This window comes from Paenibacillus sp. FJAT-27812 (genome assembly GCF_001273905.1).
In the GTDB taxonomy this organism is placed as follows: domain Bacteria; phylum Bacillota; class Bacilli; order Paenibacillales; family Paenibacillaceae; genus Pristimantibacillus.
On sequence record NZ_LIGH01000001.1, the window covers coordinates 975,994 to 994,996 of the forward strand.

At 48.8% G+C, this 19,003-nt stretch carries 18 protein-coding genes; 1 reads left to right on the plus strand and 17 read right to left on the minus strand.

Going from position 1 to position 19,003, the window contains the following annotated elements; translation table 11 throughout:
* Window positions 1-34: 34 nt before the first annotated feature.
* Both ADU23_RS04165 and ADU23_RS04170 read right to left on the minus strand, forming a co-directional pair.
* Window positions 35-1,012: a ring-cleaving dioxygenase gene (locus ADU23_RS04165; RefSeq protein ID WP_053372599.1), complete on the minus strand. Its 978-nt coding sequence runs from the start codon at window positions 1,010-1,012 to the stop codon at window positions 35-37.
* A gap of 47 nt (window positions 1,013-1,059) precedes the next feature.
* Complete coding sequence (locus ADU23_RS04170; RefSeq protein WP_053372600.1) at window positions 1,060-1,506, minus strand: MarR family winged helix-turn-helix transcriptional regulator; 447 nt, start codon at window positions 1,504-1,506, stop codon at window positions 1,060-1,062.
* A 150-nt stretch (window positions 1,507-1,656) separates the two neighbouring features.
* Between ADU23_RS04170 and ADU23_RS04175 the strand changes: the two genes are divergently transcribed.
* On the plus strand, window positions 1,657-2,286 hold the full coding sequence (locus tag ADU23_RS04175) for a M15 family metallopeptidase (RefSeq protein WP_082310991.1): 630 nt from the start codon (window positions 1,657-1,659) through the stop codon (window positions 2,284-2,286).
* Window positions 2,287-2,673: 387 nt separating this feature from the next.
* Here ADU23_RS04175 and ADU23_RS04180 read toward each other — a convergent pair whose 3' ends face one another.
* The 15 genes from ADU23_RS04180 to ADU23_RS04250 all read right to left on the minus strand — a co-directional run bounded on the left by ADU23_RS04180 (window position 2,674) and on the right by ADU23_RS04250 (window position 18,710).
* Window positions 2,674-3,690: an LLM class flavin-dependent oxidoreductase gene (locus tag ADU23_RS04180; protein ID WP_053372601.1), complete on the minus strand. Its 1,017-nt coding sequence runs from the start codon at window positions 3,688-3,690 to the stop codon at window positions 2,674-2,676.
* Window positions 3,691-3,898: 208 nt separating this feature from the next.
* Window positions 3,899-4,342 carry an Rrf2 family transcriptional regulator gene (locus ADU23_RS04185; RefSeq protein WP_053372602.1) on the minus strand — a complete coding sequence of 148 codons (444 nt, stop codon included), beginning with the start codon at window positions 4,340-4,342 and terminating at the stop codon, window positions 3,899-3,901.
* Between the two features lie 156 nt (window positions 4,343-4,498).
* A complete protein-coding gene (locus tag ADU23_RS04190; RefSeq protein WP_053372603.1) occupies window positions 4,499-4,900 on the minus strand; it encodes a VOC family protein in 402 nt (133 codons plus the stop codon).
* 421 nt (window positions 4,901-5,321) lie between these two features.
* Complete coding sequence (locus ADU23_RS04195; protein ID WP_053372604.1) at window positions 5,322-6,230, minus strand: aldo/keto reductase; 909 nt, start codon at window positions 6,228-6,230, stop codon at window positions 5,322-5,324.
* A gap of 38 nt (window positions 6,231-6,268) precedes the next feature.
* Entirely contained in the window at window positions 6,269-6,997 is a 729-nt protein-coding gene (locus ADU23_RS04200) for a type 1 glutamine amidotransferase (protein ID WP_053372605.1), read from the minus strand.
* Window positions 6,998-7,117: 120 nt separating this feature from the next.
* Entirely contained in the window at window positions 7,118-7,888 is a 771-nt protein-coding gene (locus tag ADU23_RS04205) for an IclR family transcriptional regulator (RefSeq protein WP_053372606.1), read from the minus strand.
* Between the two features lie 31 nt (window positions 7,889-7,919).
* The gene (locus ADU23_RS04210) at window positions 7,920-9,209 is read right to left on the minus strand and encodes a PQQ-binding-like beta-propeller repeat protein (protein WP_053372607.1); all 1,290 of its coding nucleotides are present in this window, start codon (window positions 9,207-9,209) and stop codon (window positions 7,920-7,922) included.
* Window positions 9,210-9,356: 147 nt separating this feature from the next.
* Window positions 9,357-9,773, minus strand: coding sequence for a DUF2203 domain-containing protein (locus tag ADU23_RS04215; RefSeq protein WP_053372608.1), 417 nt, complete (start codon window positions 9,771-9,773; stop codon window positions 9,357-9,359).
* A gap of 535 nt (window positions 9,774-10,308) precedes the next feature.
* The gene (locus tag ADU23_RS34175; RefSeq protein WP_082198236.1) at window positions 10,309-11,196 is read right to left on the minus strand and encodes a DUF427 domain-containing protein; all 888 of its coding nucleotides are present in this window, start codon (window positions 11,194-11,196) and stop codon (window positions 10,309-10,311) included.
* A 124-nt stretch (window positions 11,197-11,320) separates the two neighbouring features.
* The gene (locus ADU23_RS04225; RefSeq protein WP_053372609.1) at window positions 11,321-12,265 is read right to left on the minus strand and encodes an ABC transporter substrate-binding protein; all 945 of its coding nucleotides are present in this window, start codon (window positions 12,263-12,265) and stop codon (window positions 11,321-11,323) included.
* Window positions 12,266-12,418: 153 nt separating this feature from the next.
* Complete coding sequence (locus tag ADU23_RS04230) at window positions 12,419-13,843, minus strand: 4-hydroxyphenylacetate 3-hydroxylase family protein (protein ID WP_053372610.1); 1,425 nt, start codon at window positions 13,841-13,843, stop codon at window positions 12,419-12,421.
* 12 nt (window positions 13,844-13,855) lie between these two features.
* Window positions 13,856-15,151 (minus strand): 4-hydroxyphenylacetate 3-hydroxylase C-terminal domain-containing protein, encoded by a 1,296-nt coding sequence (locus ADU23_RS04235; RefSeq protein ID WP_053372611.1) that lies wholly within the window; start codon window positions 15,149-15,151, stop codon window positions 13,856-13,858.
* 22 nt (window positions 15,152-15,173) lie between these two features.
* Entirely contained in the window at window positions 15,174-15,512 is a 339-nt protein-coding gene (locus ADU23_RS04240; protein WP_053372612.1) for a 4Fe-4S binding protein, read from the minus strand.
* A complete protein-coding gene (locus ADU23_RS04245) occupies window positions 15,509-17,119 on the minus strand; it encodes an FAD-dependent oxidoreductase (protein WP_053372613.1) in 1,611 nt (536 codons plus the stop codon). Before ADU23_RS04245 ends, ADU23_RS04240 begins: the two co-directional genes overlap by 4 nt.
* Window positions 17,120-17,150: 31 nt before the next feature.
* The gene (locus ADU23_RS04250) at window positions 17,151-18,710 is read right to left on the minus strand and encodes an HAL/PAL/TAL family ammonia-lyase (RefSeq protein WP_231637576.1); all 1,560 of its coding nucleotides are present in this window, start codon (window positions 18,708-18,710) and stop codon (window positions 17,151-17,153) included.
* Window positions 18,711-19,003 lie beyond the last annotated feature (293 nt).

Consider the following 19,003-nt stretch of genomic DNA (forward strand, 5'->3'; position numbering starts at 1 on the left):
AAAGGAATGGCTCGCCTTTTATCGCTATGGTTGCTTACCCGTTTGATTTGGTTTCCAGCGGTTTTAATCTGGCTTCGATCTGCGCGCGCTGCGGCTCTAAGAACGGAGGCAGAGCAAGCGATTCGCCCAAATGGTTGATATCCTCATCCGTATCGAAGCCAGGACCGTCAGTCGCTAGCTCAAAAAGAATGCCGTTTGGCTCGCGGAAGTATAGCGAGCGGAAGTAGAAACGGTCAACGAAACCGGAGTTTGGAATGCGGACTCCGCGGATATGCTCAATCCACTCGCGAAGCTCGTCGTCGTTGTCCACGCGGAACGCCACGTGATGGACGCCCCCATGGCCCTGCTGCTCACGCGGCAAATCATGGCGTTCCTCGATATGAATCTCAGCGCCGCTGCCCCCTTCGCCGGTTTCGAATACGACGATATCCGGCTGGCCTGCGATGGTGGAAGGGTACTTTCCTTTTTCGCGGAAGCCCATCAGCTGCGTTAGGACGAGTACGGTTGGCTCAGGATTTTTGACCGTCAGCTGTACCGGGCCAAGTCCAAGTATGCCGAATGCAACAGGAACCGGGCTTTTGTCCCAAGGAACGCCGCCTTTAACGCCTTCATTACGCTCATCGGATACGAGCACGAGACGTTGTCCTTCAAAATCACGGAAAGCAATCGTATTGCGTCCTGCGCGTTCTGTGATTTCATCATGGTCAACGCCGGATTGTTCAAACCGCTCCTTCCAATAACGAAGCGCCGCATCATTTGCCACCCGAAGGGACAGGGATGATATGCTGCTTGTACCGGGCTTGTTTTTGCCTGTCATCGGAAATTCGAAGAAAGTAAGCTCCGTCCCCGGATTGCCTTTCTCATCGCCATAGAACAAATGATAAACCGAAGTCTCGTCTTGATTGACGGTCTTCTTAACTAAACGAAGGCCTAGCAGCTTCGTATAAAAGTCAAAATTGCCGGATGCCGTGCCCGTGATTGCGGATACGTGGTGAATGCCTTTAAGTTGCATAATAACAACCTCCTATAAGTTTTTGGCAGCAAATCATGCTGCGTAAGTTATCGATCTTGTATTTTTTTGAGCAAGTCGAGCAGCTGGCGCTTCTCATCCCGATTCAAAGCGTTATACTGCGATGCCTGAAAATGCTCCTGCATCGGAACGACATCATCAAATAGCTCCTTGCCCTTCTCCGTTAACGATACATATTTAGTCTTCCACTCTTGCTCTCGCTTTACGAAACCAAGCTCCTCTAGCTTGCCGAGCAGCTGCGTAATGTTGCCTTTTGTCACAAACAGCTTGTCGGCTAGCTGCTGCTGAGTCAAACGTTTATTTGCGCCGACCTGTGCGAGTATATCGAACTGCGAGACCGACAGGTCCCATTTTCTCAAATGCTGATGGGTTTCTTTCAAGCTTTGGTTATAAACCCGCGATAAGCGATACCATACCATTAAGCCTAATCGTTCATCGCGTTTAGACAAGAAAGATTCCGCTTCATTTTCACTCATTGGACCACCTCGCTTCTTCGTCATACTTATCAGTTTAGACCTAAACTGATAAAAAGTCAAATGTCGACATCGAATCCCCTACCACAGGCTAGGGTAAGCTTAATGACAATATGTTAAGATAAGCGGATACAATGCGTAAGGAGATTTATCATGATTGAACGAAATCCAATTAACCGGCAGCCGCTGCCGGCTGGTCAATCTCCCTTTGACCTCGCAGCCAGAGCGAAACGCAAGCGCAACAGACTTTTGCTGCTGGTCATTTTAGCGATAACGGCCGTTTTGTTATGGAAGATGATCCTCACCCTCGAGCCTTATTTGCCTAATAACGATATCATTCCCGTTGCTCCGATAACCGAACTGCATCCGATCGTCTTCGCCAAGCAGAACGAGCTGATCGCCCAGACGGGCAAAGCAGGCATCAAGATCCTGATTACGGACGGCTTCCGCTCAAGCGAGGAGCAGGATGCGATCTATGCAAAGGGACGAACGACGGAGGGTAAGGTCGTTACGCAAGTGCAGGGCGGCCATTCTTATCACAATTACGGGCTTGCCATCGATTTTGCGCTGTACACGAAGAAGGGCGAGGTCGTATGGGACATGGAGTATGACGGCAACAAGAACGGGCAGCCGGATTGGATGGAGGTTGTTGCCATAGCGAAGCAGCTTGGCTTCTCTTGGGGCGGCGATTGGAACAACTTCCCCGATTATCCGCATCTTCAGATGGACTTCGGTTATTCCATCCGGCAGCTCCGCAATGGACAGCGGCCGCCCGCTGAATGATTGATATATTTCCGAGTTCGCAAAAAAAAGCTGCCCCAAAAGGTTTTCGACCTTAGGACAGCTTTTTTAATTTGCATGCATTCCGCGCCAAATGAACATCTTGTGCTCCCTCAGCCAAAGGTCAACCTGCCAAGTGGGTAACTGACGCTCCGTCAGCGGAAAGCGGAAATAGGTCTAGAAAGTAGAACTAATGTTGGCGAGCAATCAAACACTAGGCACACCATCAGATTAAACGCCCAGAACATACAACAATAAAATTGCTGCAATGCTGCATAAGAACAGGTGACTTAGCCGATAGTAAAAACGTCCATCCATAGGGCTTTCTCACGACGCCCGCTAAATGAGTGTACGACCTGAACAGCCTTACGATCTCGATCCGTCAGCCCTCTACAGCCCAGCTATAATTTCATAAGAACGCAAGCGTGCCTTATGATCGAAAATATGTGCAGCAACCATAATCTCATCTGCTTGCGTCGCCTCAATATATTGCTTCAGCTTGCTGCGAACCGTTTCTGGCCCTCCAACAATGGAAGAGCCAAGCTGCTGCTGCAAAGCCATTTTCTCCTGAGGTGTCCATACGGTATCCATATCGCGAACCGGGGCAGGCAATGGACCGCGCGTATTGCGAATAAAAGAAAGAAATAATTGCTGCATGGACGTAGCTAGGTAAGCCGCCTCTTCATCCGTATCTGCCGCTACAACGTTAACTGCAACCATTCCCTTTGGCTTATCGAGAATTGCCGATGGCTTAAAGCTGCTGCGATAGAGATTCATAGCCGGAACGGTAAAGGTCGGCGAGAAATGTCCTGCGAATGCAAACGGCAAGCCAAGCTGAGCAGCCAGCAAGGCGCTAAAATCACTTGAGCCCAGCAGCCAAATCGGAATTTCCAGTCCTTCGCCTGGAATCGCCCTTACAGGCATTCCAACCTCTGCGCTGGACGGATCTAGAAATGCGCGGAGCTCTGCCAGCTGCTCGGGAAAATCATGCCCATTGCTTTTTCTGTTCCCGCGAAGCGCCGCTGCTGTAAGACCATCCGTGCCCGGCGCTCGGCCAAGCCCAAGATCGATACGGCCGGGGAACAAAGACTCCAGTGTGCCGAATTGCTCGGCGATGACAAGCGACGCATGGTTTGGCAGCATAATGCCGCCTGAGCCTACACGAATCGTCGATGTGCCTGCCGCTACATGACCAATTACGATAGAAGTAGCCGAGCTTGCTATGCTGGGCGCATTATGATGCTCCGCCAGCCAGTAGCGGTTGTAGCCCCATTTTTCCGCATGCTGGGCAAGATCTAACGTATTTCTCAGCGATTCGGCAACGGAGCCTCCTTCAACAATTGGAGAAACATCGAGCACTGAAAGTGGAATGTTAAATGTTGCATTTATTTGCGTCTGTTCTGACATTATGCTCACCCTTTCTTAATCATCGGAAGATATAGCCTTCCTTAATCCATTCTCAAATTAACTGTATGAATATTTGATACATATCGAGCAATAAAAAAAGCTGCTTTTCTAGCACGACAGCAACAATCAGCGGTAAAAACTTCCTTCTATCGTTTTACCGCTAATTGTTGTTGAAGCAGCCGTGATTCCTCGCATCCGTACAATGACATTAAACCTGCTGTGTTTTATACTGCTGCTGACATTTTCGGATTTTATCCAAAGCCGTTTGCAGCGTATTTTGCTCCAGGTAAGCCTCATAATGCTGCTCAGCTTCATAGAAAAAATGATCCATAACAGCCTGAATATTAGCCGATACGAGACAATCCTCCTCCGGGTTGCCGGAACACCAGTGAGGCTTCAGTGTACCGCCAGAAATTGCGCGGTAAATTTGAGCCAGCGTAACCTCGCCCGGCTCGCAGTTCAAAATATATCCGCCTCCGATTCCTTCCTTCGTCTTCACAAATCCGTGCTTCCTCAGCGTGCTCATAATTTTGCGAATGCGCGTTGGATTCGTCGAAACGTTCCGAGCGATCGTATCGCTGCTGGCCATATGATCAGGCAAATAGGCTAACAGCACGAGACTGTGAACCGCTACCGTAAATTCACTATTCATTTTCACAACTCCCTCTCAAGAAGGATACTGTAATATTATTGCATACAGTTGATAAAGTCAAACCTTCCTATCTAAGAATAGCACAGAGAGAAAGGACTCGCATAGCCTTCTCTCTCTGTCACATTCTCAAGGCGATAGAATAGACCTTATTTTAACCTATGATGCCGGCTGCTGCCATACTTGATACTTATTGCCGTCCGGGTCCTTGAAATTAAGCTGCAGGCCACAGCTACCCTCATCTCGAATGTCCCGCTCCACCCATGTCCCCGCTTCCTTAAGGGAAGCAAACAGCACATGAATCTGATTGGTTTCAAAGCAAAGCGGGAACATTTCGAATGACGCATCATCTTCCGCCCAACCTGCCGTGACGAAAGTAAGCGGTGTCATGTCAGGGCTTGGCAGAAGAAATAACCAGCCGCCTTCCTCCATCACCATAATCGCGCCGCGACCCGGTTCAACCTTGGAACGGAGGCGCATGCCTAATACACGCTCATACCACGCTGCCGACCTCTCCACATCAGACACAGGTACATAGGCACATTCGATTCGTTTAATCATCGTTCAACCTCTCCTTTTCTCCTCGTTTTCGAAAGTAAGAATGGATTGACCCAAATTTCCGAATGGTATTCCTTTATAAAATGAAACAGCTGCTCGAGCTGCTCACTCCCATTGTTTCTGCCTCCTGTGCTTGCCTAAGTAAGAGAATTGCGCGGTCGGCAATGTCTGGTCCTTCGAACGATCCGATTCAGCCAAGGCATGAAACGACTCAGCTTGTCATCTAATAACGTTTGTCAGTATGAATCAGCATACGAACAATTTCGAACATACTATTTGTTGGTTCAAAAAAAAAGCTGCCCGGCAGGCAGCTCCCTCATTTCTCCATGCAATTAATTGGAAAATGACCCACAAAGAGATCATAGCGTTGAACGTTTGTTCTGTAAATGAAAACTTTGCCCAGTCATCCTCCCTCATGCTTATTTTAACGGTGCTGCTCATATCGGCTGCTTCGGCTTATGCTCTGAATAGCTTCTAGTTCATGTGGCGTAAGCGGTGCAGCCTCACTCGCCGCTATATTATGCAGCAATTGCCTAGAAGTGCTTGCGCCAGGAATAACCGTCGCAACAGCCGGATGGGCTAGCGCATATCGGATTGCTGTATGTGCCATGTCTCGGGAGCCATCTCCCGTTTCGAGCAATACAGCACGCAGCACTGACAGCTCTTCCTTGCCATAATCCAAATAACCTTTCTCCGCTTTCCCAGCGCCATCATCAGTCAAAATCCCTTTTGCCACCGGACCGCGAGCAATTAAGCTTATCCCCTTCTCTGCCAGCAGAGACAGCACATGCTCTTCCGGCCTTCTATCCAATATGCTGTACTGGCTCATCACGCTGATGATATTTGACCGCTCCACGTACTCGCGAATGACGTTTGGCCGAATAGAGGATATGCCGTAATAACGAATAAGCCCCTCCTGCTTAAGCTCCTCGAACGCCTCGATGGTTTCCGAGATTGGATCTTCCAGCGTACCGCCATGCAGCTGATAGAGATCAATATAGTCCGTTTGAAGCCTCCTTAGGCTGTCCTTCACTGCTGCCTTGATATATGCCTTCGACGGGTCCCAGGTCCAGCCTTCCTTGCCAGGCTCCCAGCGATTGCCGACCTTCGTGGCGAGTATAACCTCTGAACGCCTTCCCCGAATGGCCTCACCGACAATTTCCTCATTAAGCCCTTCATTATAAAGATCTGCCGTATCCAGAAAATTGATGCCCCCGTCAATAGCTTCATGCACGAGAGCTACCGCCTTCTCCCTGTCTGTCCCAAGCGACATGCAGCCAAGACCGACCTCACTTACGTAGAGCTCTGATTTTCCTAGACGATTGCGCTTCATCCTTGAACACTCCCTTTTTTTAAAAATAAACTTCCCTTTCAGCCATTTCCGTTTATCGTTGTTGTATGGCACTTTGCCTCTGCATGGGCAGTAATCTGATCCAATATACGGTGGAGCGCTTTTATCGAATGCTCGCTTTGACCGAATTGACCTCGAATTTGCTCTGCCTTCTGAATATAAGGAGCATCGATCAGCTCGGAGGACCAGTGCGCAAACATCGACTCGATGCAAGATGGTGTCGTCTCCAGATGGAATTGCAGCCCGAGTACATGCTCCCTATAGGCAAAAGCCTGCACCTTGCACGCTTCCGAATAAGCGAGCAGACGCGTTTCCGCAGGCAAATCAAAGGTGTCGCCATGCCACTGAAACGATACCAGCTGCTCCGGCAAGCCATCCAGCCACGGATGCTGCTCTCCCGTGCGATTAATCGTATGCCAGCCTATTTCCTTATAGGCGCCACGATATACGGGACTTCCTAACAGCTCAGCTATCATTTGAGCGCCGAAGCAGATGCCCAGCACTTTTTTGCAACGCACAATCGCCTGCTTCACAAATTGCTTCTCGGAAATGAGCCAGGGATATCGATCTTCATCGTACACGCTCATCGGCCCGCCGCATATAACGAGCAAATCCGTCTCATCAAGCCAAGCTGCATTTATTTCAATAGAAGGATCGCGCATCTCCAGCCGATGCCCCCTAAGGCTTGCCCATGTACGGAGCGCATAATCATCATCAAATTCAAAATGTCTAAAAGCAAGGATATTCATCGTTCGGATCTCCTCCAATGTACGCAGGCGCTGCTGCTAATGAAGGTAATTATAATCCCATTATTCAGTATCTAAAATATCTATATCCCGAATAACGGGAAACCATGTACAAAAAATAACTTACCGCTTCAGCTTGTAGCGATAGCCAAGCTCGTTCGAAATGAGATCTGCATATTTTTTGACGAGTGAGCTGTTTCTTTCAATCGTATCCTCCGTAAACCGAAGAGAAGGCCCTGCCACATTTAATGAGCCAATTACCATGTTCTCATAAGAAAAGATCGGGGCACCGATACCGGTCGTTCCCTCCGTTGCCTCGCCTGTCGTAATGGCATACCCTTGCTTATGAATCATTGCAATCTCATCCTCAATATGCTCCCGCGACAATGGCTTTAGCGAAGGCACCGATGACCAATCAACATCCGCGAGCAATGCTTCCTGCGTTTTTCTTGGCAAATAGGCGAGGATCACACGGTTTGAAGCGCCGATGAACAAGGGCAGCTTAAGCCCGATCGGTTCGGATATTTTCAAAATTTGCGGTGAATCAACCGAGTCGATATAGACGCCCTCCGCATTTTCGCGGGTAGCGAGGTAAACGGTTTCCTTCGTTTTCTGCGAAAGCTCCTCCATGAACGGCCTCGCAACCGTGCGGAGCATCAAGCTATCCCACATCAGGAAGCCATATTTCATAATCGTCAGGCCTAGCTTGTACTTCTTCGTCTTCGTGTTTTGCGCAACGAACCCATGCTCCACTAAGGAGGCTAATATCCGATGAACGCTTTGCACGGGCATATCCAGCTCCCTGCTCATTTCCGTGACGCTCATCTCTTTCTCCGTCCCTTGCGGAAGCAAAAGGTCCAATATGTGAATGGCTTTCGTGATTACGCCTGACATGGCGCCTCGCCTCATTTCCTTTGCAACTAGATTAATTTCTCAAGCTGGCCGGCTCTTTGAAGGCGAGCAGCTTGCCCTCTGCCTGCACCACGATCATGCCGCTCTCCGAGAGCGTCTCGCCAAACACTCTGCTGCCCGTTTTTATCTGTAGCACGGGACGTGTTGACGCGAGATCGATAACCGATAAGGTGCCATCCGTCTGTGCTGCGTACATGCCGCGACCGATTAAATCAAATCGAGCGATCAGTCCAGTTACTCCGTCATTGTAGGAAACGGTCGTCTTATTCGCTAGTTTGACACCGTAAATGCGGCGTCCATCCGTAAAGAGCAATTTTCCGTTATATGGGCCTGCCGCGTAGTCAAATGTTTTTTCCTTTACGAACTCAGGAGTATAGACGGTTGGAGCCGTTGTGGCTGGATCAGCATTTTCAGGATAACGATATACTTTGGAGTCTAGGCTGACATATACGCTGCCTTCACTTATCCACGCCTTTCCATCGCCATCAAATTCATCTTTTTCAAAATTAATATGAAGAGGATTATAGCGTACGCTCCTCAAAACCTTCCCCGTTCTCACATCGATTGTATCCAGCGTCGTAAACGGTGAAGGCTCAAACAGATTTGCGAGCTTCTGTACCGTGACGGTCCCGTCATTCAATGCAATCGGCAAGCCGTAATAAGGCTGATTCCATACTTCCTTCCCTGTCTTCCTGTTAAAAGCATGAAGCAGCGAGTAGGTACACGCTCCCGAAAGCTCATTTGCCATCCATATATATTCTCCATGAATCAGCATCTTACCGGGCAGAAACTCATTATAGTTATCACGCCACTGGCGTTTTCCACTTTTGATGCTGTATGCTGTAATATCTCCATCAAGCACAAAGAGCTGATCGCCTTCAACGACAAGATCATCAATAGGTTTGGTGTTTGTCGAAGTTACCCAAGCTTTCTTGCCTGAAGCCGAATGAACGGCATGCACAGTTCCAGAGCCGGAATTGACATAAATTAGTCCTTCCTTGTATACGAGGGGAGCTTTCAACTGGCTGCCGTATTCCCATAGCTTCTTTCCACTTTGAATATTCACCGCTGTCACTTTACCCTTTTGCATATAAAAGGCTTTGCCTTCACCTGTCGCTGCTATTCCTTCGTAAGCTAAGGACCACTTCGGCTTCACGATTGGCGCAGCTATGGCTCTCTCCTCATTGTTTCCCATGTAGGAGGTATGCGGTTCCACTGATGCCGATACAACCGTACCGACCAGCAGCAGCGAGCAACAGGTTATGATCACGCCTCGGGCAAACGTCGAAATCCATTTTCTCATGCAACACCTGCTTATCTTCTCGATTTAAATGCCTATTTACATACGCATAAAAAATGGAAAATGTTGCACATTTAGCAATGCCGCCTATCAACAAAAAATGACCAGGTTAAGGCACCTTGCCTTCACCGATCATTTTCATCCTCGTTATCATCCTTGTTTCGGGTAAGGCTTTCTTCCAACAAAGCCATCATGCCAGCCATGATAATGGCTAATATGCTCTTCCCCTTCCTTCCAGCAAATGAGAATATTCTCGCCATCCAGCACTGCTGGAAAATCGATCAATCCTGGGTTGATCATTTTCAAAAGCACGCCTTTTCGCGAAAAGTTGTCAATCAGCAGGTCGGCTTCCATTTTCATGAATTCCAGCTGGCTTTCCTGTTCGAAAAAAGGATCCTTGCTTCCTTGTACAGCTGCAAAGGCTTGCTCATATACAGCCTTTTCCTTCTGATAATCTACGTATAGGTTCTCGAACTGTGCTGTTAATTGCTGAAGCAGCTTTAAATCCTCCTTCAATTGCGGCAGCAGCTCGTTAGCTTCATCTAGCGTAAAGGTTATATTCTCCATCCTATGATCACTCCTTATCTGATTGCACTTTTTTATCGATAAGCTTCTATAGGATATGGTAACCTCTTTTTGCCCAAAAGCCTAGCAATCCTCTCATTCGACGCACATAAAAGGAAAGCTGAACTCTTTACCAAATACAAATAAGGCAATTACCCATGCTTATTAGTGAAAAACATTTGATAAGGAGCTACCCAAAATGGATTTAAAGAAAATAAATTCTTTAACCAAATACCCGAGTATTCTTACCTACCACAAGCTAGGTGAAAGAGGCAGATTAACGGAGGAGCTGTCGGATGAAAGAGGCTTTCTTCATGAAATGATGCTCTATATGTATATGAAAATACCTTTACATTTTTGAAGCGCTTCGAGCAGACAAAAGTAGGAATAGATGCCTCCGAAAAGTCGTAGGGTATCATTGTTCGATCAGCGGATCGGAAACAAATTCGAAAAATTCGTTTTGAAGACTATGAGAGAACGTTGAGGAAATAAAAAAATAAGAGTAGCAAGAGAGTGGCTGGCGGTTAAAGCATTTGCATCAGTTCTCTCGCTCGCCATCCACGACGAGTTGAACGCGGTCGTTGTAGAAGGCAATGCGACCCGCTATCTCAGATAATTCCGGACGCGGATCTGAATATGACCATGCAATGTTGACATCATCTTCGCTCAGGCGCCAATATCCATCAGAGTAACCCTTATAGGGGCATTCGCTCCAATAGTCGGTTTTAACCAGTGTGCTGAAATCTACGTCTGCAACCGGAAAGTAATATCTGACCGGTAAGCCAGTCTCGTACACCAGTACAGGGTCATGCGTCTCTGCAATCACTCGGCCATTCGCCCACACGACCACATGTCGGCTGCTCGGCAAGGCATCTACCCGGTTGTATGGATCACGAGGATGGGTCATCACAGGCTGATCTTCCTCAAACCAGCCATCGAGCACGCCGTTAAACCAATTGACTCCAAGGTAGCCCTTAAGTCCCTCGACGTTCCATGACCATGCCGCGAACGGAATGTGACGTTCACCGAGCTTTAGATCGAACCAACTCACGTCCGTTGTTTGCGGCCTGTAAAATTCTCGAGGCTCCGGTCTTTCCTGTGACGGTATTAGCAAATCTGTACGAACGTGCTCGATAGGAAAGCCATACTCGGGAACCTTGTGCCTCGGCTCCCATACCAGAATCTGCGAACGGCTGTCGACCACCGCGATATCGCCAACTACAGCTCGAATCCAACGTGCGCTCGATTCGAAGGTGAAGCGATCAGGATACGGAACAAAGCGACGTGTCAGAGTTAAGCTCTCCGTGGGCAGTATAGCATCGATCGGGCGTTTCTCAAAGCGCGGAATGTCACGCCGTTCCGCATCTGATATGATGAATGGCACGCGATTAATCGAGATGGACGTACTTGGATCATGGTGAGTCATATTCAACCAACCCCTTATAGGATATAAATTAGAGTCCGAAGCAGCTTTACTCCCCTGCAAACATGCAGCAAACACTGCACACTGGTTACATAAAGCTTGCTTCTTCCCCCAAGAATATCATGCTTTATTTGGTTAACAAGCCATTCTCCGTAAGCCATTCTTTGGCAACATCAAGCGCAGGCCTCTGCTTCAGCTCCACTTCCCCATTCAACCTCTGCATCTCGGTATCCGTAATTTTGCCGGACAGCTTGTTAAGCACCTCATTCAGCTCGGGATGCTTCTCCAGCACTTCGTCGCGGACGAGCGGCACAGCATAGTAAGGCAGGAAGACATGCTTGTCATCTTCAAGCACCACGATAGGCTTCACTGTAATGTTGCTATGTGTCGTGTAAAGAATAAACGAATCGATCAGCCCTTGCTCGATAGCTTTGAAGGCCAAGCCCGTATCTTGAATGTTTTTGATTTCCTTGAATTTAGGATTGTATACTTTCAATATCGGCGGCCAGGCGTCTGGGCGATTCAAAAATTCTTCGCTTGCGCCAAAGATCAGTTCACTGGATTTCTCCGCAAGCTGCGAGGTGGTCTTAATTCCGTATTTCTCCGCGATATCCTTGTGCAGTGCAAAAGCATACGTATTGTTGAAGCCGATCGGGTCAAGAATCGTAAGGTGATTATTGGCTTTTAGCTCCGACTTCACCTTGTCATATGCCTTCTGCGGGTCAAATTCCGGCTCTGCCTTCAATATATTAATAAGGGCCGTACCGGTGTATTCTACATAAAAATCAACTTTCTTTTCCTTAACGGCACCCCAGAGCAGCGCGTTGTCCAGTGTTTCAATATTTGTCTTCAAATCGGTATCCTGCTCAATCAGCAGCTTGTAGGCATTTGCCAAAATATCTGATTCCGCAAAGCCCTTAGTAGCAATCTTAATGGTATCGGAAGCGCCGCCGCCTGAATTGGAGCAGCCTGCAAGGAGCAGAATCAAAAGCCCTATGACGATTACAGCTTTTCTGTATCTCCCTCTACCCCTCTTTTGATTGCTTCTGCTGTGACCGAATGTTTCTTTCATCTGAAATTCCCCTCTCGACTAAATTAATTTGTTGGTTGATGACGCATGCTTACAAATTTTATAAAAAAAGCCTTGTTCTCCCCTTGTGGGAAAACAAGACCTCCAACCGTTTGGTCGATCAATGTTATATTTGATTGCATGACATTCCTGATATTAACCGAATTTCGCCCTTGCTTTGGCAATAAGCTCACGCTTATCATAGTCCAGAAATTGAACCGCAAAGGTTCTAGCCGGGTCTCCGGCATAGAATCGCTCATAGAGTTCATGTCTTGCCCCAAGTTGGCTGCCCACCAATTCCCAGGATAGCTTAAGCAGTTTCCCACGCTCCTCGGCGCTGCGGTCGGAACCCCGGTAATATTTCTGCAATTCCGGCCCTAACGGCCCCCGCAAATCGTCCAGTCTCGAAGGAACCTGCAGCATACCCGATCCCGATAACTGCTGCAAAATTTCAATTGCTCGAGGGTAGTATTTGTTCCCCAAATTTTTAGCTGTGGCAAGCTCCTGCTTGCTTGGCAGCCACACGCCTAGAGGATGAAGCGTACTCTTATGCTCGGATGAATACCATAACGCCTTGACGGATTCCACCTGGAAAGCCAGCTCCGCAAGCTTCTCCTGCACATGAGCGAATTTGGTAATGTTAATCGATTCGGCAAGCTCCACGGCAACAGCGGTGACGAATTCCAGCTTGCTTACGAGTCTCACGACAATTTCATGCAGCCCGAATCCATTGGATACATGATCCGTACGCAGCTTCCACAGCGTATCCGAATCTTCTTTCACCAACACCCGCTCCCAGGGAATCAGTGCATCATCGAACACAATGACGGTATCCATCTCATCATAACGCGAACTTAGCGGATGATCCTCTTCCTGTTGGGAAGCAAATGATTCACGGCTAATCTGGTATACGCCCGGATTATTGGCTGGAATCACGAATAAACTCGCATATTCCTTCTCAGCTGCTGTTTTTTTGGCGAGAGGAGAAATTATAATTTCATCCAGGTAGGCCCCACCAGTAGCAATCATCTTAGCCCCGCGAACGATAATTCCGTCTTCCGTTTCCCTCACAATTCGGACAGCGGTATATAAATCACCCAGATCATGGGCGAGCTTGCTGCGATCGACCTGCGGATCATGACCAGCCGAAGTGATGAGCAGGTCGTTATCTCGTACATATTTAAAATAGTTTTCGATTCTCTCAGCAAAATGCGGCTGCTCCTGATTGATGAAATTCCGATTAATATAAAGACCTGTAATTTGGGACCGATAGGAACCTGCAACCCTGCTCATTACACCGAACGTTGCATCCGACCAGATTTTAAAAGAATGTCCTCGGCGGATATTGTCTTCTTTTTCGGTAGGAATTAAATAGGCTAAATTCGCTTTAACCCCTGTTTCCGTCTCAAAAGTAAGCTGCGGGCCGATGTCCGGATCATCTTGCAAATCCAAAATGGAAGCGATAGATGCAACTGTGCCCCGGAAGTCGGGATGCGAGGGGAGATCCTTTACCCATTCTCCATTCAGCCATACTTGTCTTCCGTCATTTAAACGCTCTATATATCGTTTGCCAGATGACAATTCGCTCACTCCCTATTCATAAATATATTGACTTGCTGGAGTACCAGCCTTGTTCCAAAACTTTGTGTACAGCTCTTTGTAGAAATCAAACGCATATTGTTGATAGAACAGAGCCGATTGTACGATCGGATCGCCAAACGTATAGAGCTCATGCTGCTTTCTTCGATATGCCTGCTCACCGCCTATAAGTGTCCACACCCCGTGCAGCAGCGTTGCCTGATCCCCATCATCGCGCTGACCGGAAAAAGACAAGTGCGGGGAATCCAAAATTGCGGTTTGGCTTACTCGATCGAGCACATCCAGCGCATGATGAATATATGCTCCTCCGGCTTTCCTTGCCGCCTGCAGCGGAGTAGCGGAAGGGAGGAACAGACCCGCTTCGTTAGCGCTGGCTCCTTCTTCAGCTGTGAAAATGAAAGCTTTCAGCACTTCAAGATGCTGAACAATTTCGCCTAATGCCGTTTGAATATGAAGTTCCTTGTTCAAGCCATTCTCTTCCGCAAGCGCGAATGCAGTTCCGGCTATTAGCTCCAGCAAGTCTAGCTGTCTTGCAATCCATTGATAATCGGCAAGAGATACAGCTGCAGGCTGCTGAGTCAACTGCTTGACACTGGCTGCATCGTCATTCACCAATATGCGTTCCCAAGGTATGTCGATGCTGTTATAGATGACGGTAAAGCCTGCCTGCAAATCGGCGTGTACCTGAACCTCCAATTGCTCGCTGCTTACTGGAATAACAGCGATTCCTGACGAGACTTTCTCCCCTTCCTGGTTGAGAAACACCAGCAATTCGTCCGCAAATAAGGCGTCTGCTCCAAAGGTTTGCTTGCCTTGTAACCGAATTCCGCTCTCCGTCAGACTTAGGATCGGATGAATCGTCTCTGAACCAGTTGCAAGTGGCTTGATCTTATGAAAGGAGGTCGTAAGCCTGCTGCGCTCTCGCAGAGCGGTCTCGAACAAATTCGCTAACCGCTGGGCATCAAGATGCTCCTTGATCTGATCGAGCTCCCTGTTGCCGTACCAGCCGGACCATAAAGAATGAGCATAATCGCTCAAACCGCTTGCAAATACGGAGCTGCCGCGAGCAATTTGATACCACCCGGATCGTTTAGAACGCAATTGATCCAATGATTTGGGCAGGATATAAGCTTGCTTCCAGCTCTCGCCTTCCTGTGCCTCCAATTCCAGAGATATGCTGTTCCACTCCTGTTGCAACGCTTGCTGAACCTGTGACGGCAAATGTTGTCCTCCGTTGTAAAGGGCTGCTTTTGATCCGATTGTGAATGTCAGATCATGTGATGTGCTCATTTTCACTTTCCTCCTCTTTGATCTAATGGGAAGAGCGCGCTGCACGGAAGACGATATAGGATTCATCATCCGATGCAGTGGATTTTCTGCCCTTTCCCCATCCAACCGATTCGCGGTAGCTGCCAAGAAGTCCGTCTTCAATAACGGTCGACTCTTCAATCTTCTCTATACGATCAGCGTTAGGCGACACGTAAAGCGCATCTACAGGACAATACAGCTCGCACATAAAGCAGGTTTGGCAAGCCGATTGCCTGGCAATGACCGGAATATCGTTAGGTACTGCCTGAAATACGTTGGTCGGACAGATCCTTACACATTGATTGCAGCTAATACAGCGATCGGCACTCAATATCTCGATCATGGGCGGATTGCCTCCCTTATGTTCCCAGAGTATGGGCCTGTATGCGGCTTAACCCAAACTTTATCCAGACCACCGCTAAGCAATCGGTAGTGTTGGGCAGCATCCTTGCCCGGAAAATCCGTTCGTACATGCATGCCCCGCGTTTCCCTTCTCTCGAGGCCGCTTTCGTACATCCATCTAGCAGTAGCCGTCATAGCGGCGGCTTCTCTCACACTTATCGTACTGCCTTCACCTGTGCTTACCCCCTGTTTGATTTCGTGCCATAACCGGTTCAGGCGTCCCAGCGAGTCCGTAAGGCCCTGCTCGTTCCGGAACCAATTACGATCATACGGAAACACTTCATCTTGAACAAGGCGGATCAGTTCTTCGGAATTCACAGCGCTTTTGTGTGAGTTAGGGTGTGTCGGCACCCCTGTTTGCTCGGACAAGCCGCGGGCATCTCTATCCAATCGATGTGCTCCCTGCTTCAAGGCAAATCTGGCCGCACCTTCGCCAGACCAGTAACCTGATGACATCGCCCATGCCGCATTGTGGCTGCCACCGCCTGTAAATCCGCCACAAATCAGCTCGCGGGTCGCTGCATCACCTGCCGCATATAGACCTGGAACCTTGGTCGCGCAGGTTTCGTCTACAATGTTAATGCCTCCTGTGCCCCTGACCGTTCCTTCATACCTGAGTGTAATCGGGAATTTCTCCGTAAAGGGATCGATTTTAAGCCGGTCGAAGGAGAGAAAGAAATTGGGCTGCGCTTTTCTCATTGCCAGCTTCAAGGCTTCGTCCGCTTTGTCCAGACGTGCGTACACTGGCTCTTTAAGCAGAGTCTTGGCAATCACCGAGCGGCCTCTTCGCGATCCCGCGCCTTCGACAACTCTGCCATCCTCATAATAGAAGGTCGCCCAATTGTAAAATACGGTCTTCGTCACCGATGAGAAATGCGGAACGATCGCATAGGCTGTCGAAAATTCCATACCCGAAAATTCCGCTCCGGCTTCTCCCGCCATCAGATAACCGTCACCAGTCAGAACATTGGTACCCAGCGCCTTGCTTAGAAATGCGCATCCGCCTGTAGCGATAACGACCGCTGCGGCATCAATACGCCATGTTTGCCCAGTCTGTTCCTGAATACCTGTTGCGCCAGCTACACCATGGCCATCGGCAAGCAATTCCAGTGCCGGGCTATGATCCAATATGCGTACGCCCGCTTTCTGCACGCGCTTGCGCATCAGCCGCATATATTCCGGTCCCTGCACACTGCTATAATTAAGCTCACCCCTTTGATCGATCGGGAAGGGATAACCCCAGTCCCGGATTTGATGTACATTATGATAGGTACGATCGAGTACGCGCAGCATCCATTTTCGGTCCGCCAGATGTCCGCCAAGCTCTGCACGGCTCATCATGGCCTCTTCACGCTCTTGTTCATTCGGCTTTATGTACCAAATCCCCGTCCCTGCCGGCGCTGTCGCCCCACTTGTTCCGCAATAGCCCTTGTCGACAAGGATGACACTAGCACCTTGTTCCGCTGCAGCAATGGATGCCCATGCGCCAGCAGGTCCGCCGCCGATGATGAGTACATCGGCTTTCAGCTTCAATTCTTCATTACTCATTCCTATCAGTCCGCCTTCCTTAAGTTCATGCTTACTGATCCAATGCCTCTCTTACCCGTGAGAGTAATTCTCCGCTTTTCAACACCCCGTATGCCTGTGCGATATCTACCGATAAATTTCGGTCCTCAGCTAGAAAAGGGACAACCGAGCGAATGGCTTGATACGCAGCTTCGGTGCCTTTGCCAAGACGAATACCACCACGCAAATCAATGGCCTGTGCTGCATGAAGCGCCTCGATACCGAGTACAATGTGAAGCCGGTCGATGATTTCGCGGGTTTTGGCTACAACAAACGGCGAATTGGCGGCATGATCCTCAATGTCCCCGGCGAGAGAGAAATAATCAGAAGAAGCAGGATTTATAAGATGGCGAATTTCCGTGTCTAGTGAAGTAATCGTCTTCTGCACAGTGCAATAACCGATCGAACGGCTTTCGTCTGCAGTCAGAAAACGGCTTAATCCCGTAAAAGCAGGCGTACCTAACTTGATCGTCCGATAACAGGCGCTCTTGGATATGTGATGTAGCGCACTGCCAAGCATTTCAAAACCGAGCGTCCAGGATACCGGCTCATAATTGGCGCAAGAGATAATTCTACGTTCTTCTATTATCACGCACGGATTATCGTCCGAGCTATTAAGCTGGATTTCCAGTTGATCCCTCGTGTAACGGAATGCATCGTAGGCTGCCCCATGAATTTGGCAGGCATCGCGAAAGCTTAACGGGTCCTGCAGCGATTCCGGATTATAGCTGTCCCATAGATCGCTCCCCGTAAGCAAGCTTTTGATATGGGACAGGCTTTGCAACTGACCGGGAAACGGGCGTACGCGATGGACCGCTTCATCCAATGGGCTGACATTGCCGCGAATGGCTTCCAGAGATAACGCGAATACAATATCAGCAAGCTTCAACAGTTCTCCGCATTCATGCAGCGCCAGCGCTCCTGTTCCCGCAGATAATGCATTGGTACAAATCAGTGATAGCCCATCTTTTGGCCCGAGTACAAGCGGCTCAAGCCCAGCCTCACTCAGAGCAGCGACCGCCGTGAGCCGTTCTCCTCCCCGATCGACCTCCCCCTCGCCGATAAAGGCAAGGCCAATATGCGTAACCGTTGTAATATCTGCTGCTCCTACAGAGCCTCTGAGCGGCAGTAATGGATGAATGCCAAGATTCAAAAATTCGGCATAACGCACAGGTATCGTGGATTGCGAGCCTGTGCAGCCAAGCAGCAGTGTATTCAGTCTGGCAACCATAACGGCCCGTACTTCTGCTTCAGTGGCATAGGGTGCTACCCCGGAACTATGCGACAAAATCAGGTTGCGGTTAAATTGCTCAAAGACTGCCGGCGCAACCACCTTATCCTTGTTCCATCCGACTCCCCGGTTAAAGCCATATACCGGTACGTCCTCCTCAACCAGCTCTAATACCAGCTTTCGCGCCGCTTCTACACGGCTCATGGCCTCTTCCGAGATTTTCACAGACCTGCCGTGATGAGCGACATCATATACATCTTGAATCGTCATTCGCTTCCCGTTCAGAACCAGCGCATCGTCTGCGGCGCTATGATGGTTGCGTATCGTTTGGTTGACTGTCACCAACTGTCATCACTCCTTTGGATTTTTTGATTACTGGGCATCCTGCATTTGCAAGATCTATTTAATTAGCCCTTGAGCTTTTGTCTTCAAATCGGTATCATTCTCAATCAGCAATTTAATCATATTGGCCAAAACATCCTACTCTGCAAAACCTTTTGTAGCAATATTGAATGTGTCAGACTTACTAGAGCCTGCCTCCAGCAAATTGCCGCACCCTGCAGTAGCAGCGAGCAATATAATGACGAGTCCTACCACCCATGATGACTTCAATCAACAACGCGTCTGTCTAAATC

Excerpts from the sequence above, each read along its gene's own strand:
- ADU23_RS04180 (WP_053372601.1), bottom strand. The coding sequence starts at position 3,690 with ATGTCAGAACAGACGCAAATAAATGCAACATTTAACATTCCACTTTCA.
- ADU23_RS04210 (WP_053372607.1), bottom strand. The coding sequence starts at position 9,209 with ATGAGAAAATGGATTTCGACGTTTGCCCGAGGCGTGATCATAACCTGT.
- ADU23_RS04205 (WP_053372606.1), bottom strand. The coding sequence starts at position 7,888 with ATGTCAGGCGTAATCACGAAAGCCATTCACATATTGGACCTTTTGCTT.
- ADU23_RS04215 (WP_053372608.1), bottom strand. The coding sequence starts at position 9,773 with ATGGAGAATATAACCTTTACGCTAGATGAAGCTAACGAGCTGCTGCCG.
- ADU23_RS04200 (WP_053372605.1), bottom strand. The coding sequence starts at position 6,997 with ATGAATATCCTTGCTTTTAGACATTTTGAATTTGATGATGATTATGCG.
- ADU23_RS04225 (WP_053372609.1), bottom strand. The coding sequence starts at position 12,265 with ATGAAAGAAACATTCGGTCACAGCAGAAGCAATCAAAAGAGGGGTAGA.
- ADU23_RS04195 (WP_053372604.1), bottom strand. The coding sequence starts at position 6,230 with ATGAAGCGCAATCGTCTAGGAAAATCAGAGCTCTACGTAAGTGAGGTC.
- ADU23_RS04175 (WP_082310991.1), top strand. The coding sequence starts at position 1,657 with ATGATTGAACGAAATCCAATTAACCGGCAGCCGCTGCCGGCTGGTCAA.
- ADU23_RS04245 (WP_053372613.1), bottom strand. The coding sequence starts at position 17,119 with ATGAGTAATGAAGAATTGAAGCTGAAAGCCGATGTACTCATCATCGGC.
- ADU23_RS04170 (WP_053372600.1), bottom strand. The coding sequence starts at position 1,506 with ATGAGTGAAAATGAAGCGGAATCTTTCTTGTCTAAACGCGATGAACGA.
- ADU23_RS04240 (WP_053372612.1), bottom strand. The coding sequence starts at position 15,512 with ATGATCGAGATATTGAGTGCCGATCGCTGTATTAGCTGCAATCAATGT.
- ADU23_RS04190 (WP_053372603.1), bottom strand. The coding sequence starts at position 4,900 with ATGATTAAACGAATCGAATGTGCCTATGTACCTGTGTCTGATGTGGAG.
- ADU23_RS04165 (WP_053372599.1), bottom strand. The coding sequence starts at position 1,012 with ATGCAACTTAAAGGCATTCACCACGTATCCGCAATCACGGGCACGGCA.
- ADU23_RS04235 (WP_053372611.1), bottom strand. The coding sequence starts at position 15,151 with ATGAGCACATCACATGATCTGACATTCACAATCGGATCAAAAGCAGCC.
- ADU23_RS34175 (WP_082198236.1), bottom strand. The coding sequence starts at position 11,196 with ATGACTCACCATGATCCAAGTACGTCCATCTCGATTAATCGCGTGCCA.
- ADU23_RS04185 (WP_053372602.1), bottom strand. The coding sequence starts at position 4,342 with ATGAATAGTGAATTTACGGTAGCGGTTCACAGTCTCGTGCTGTTAGCC.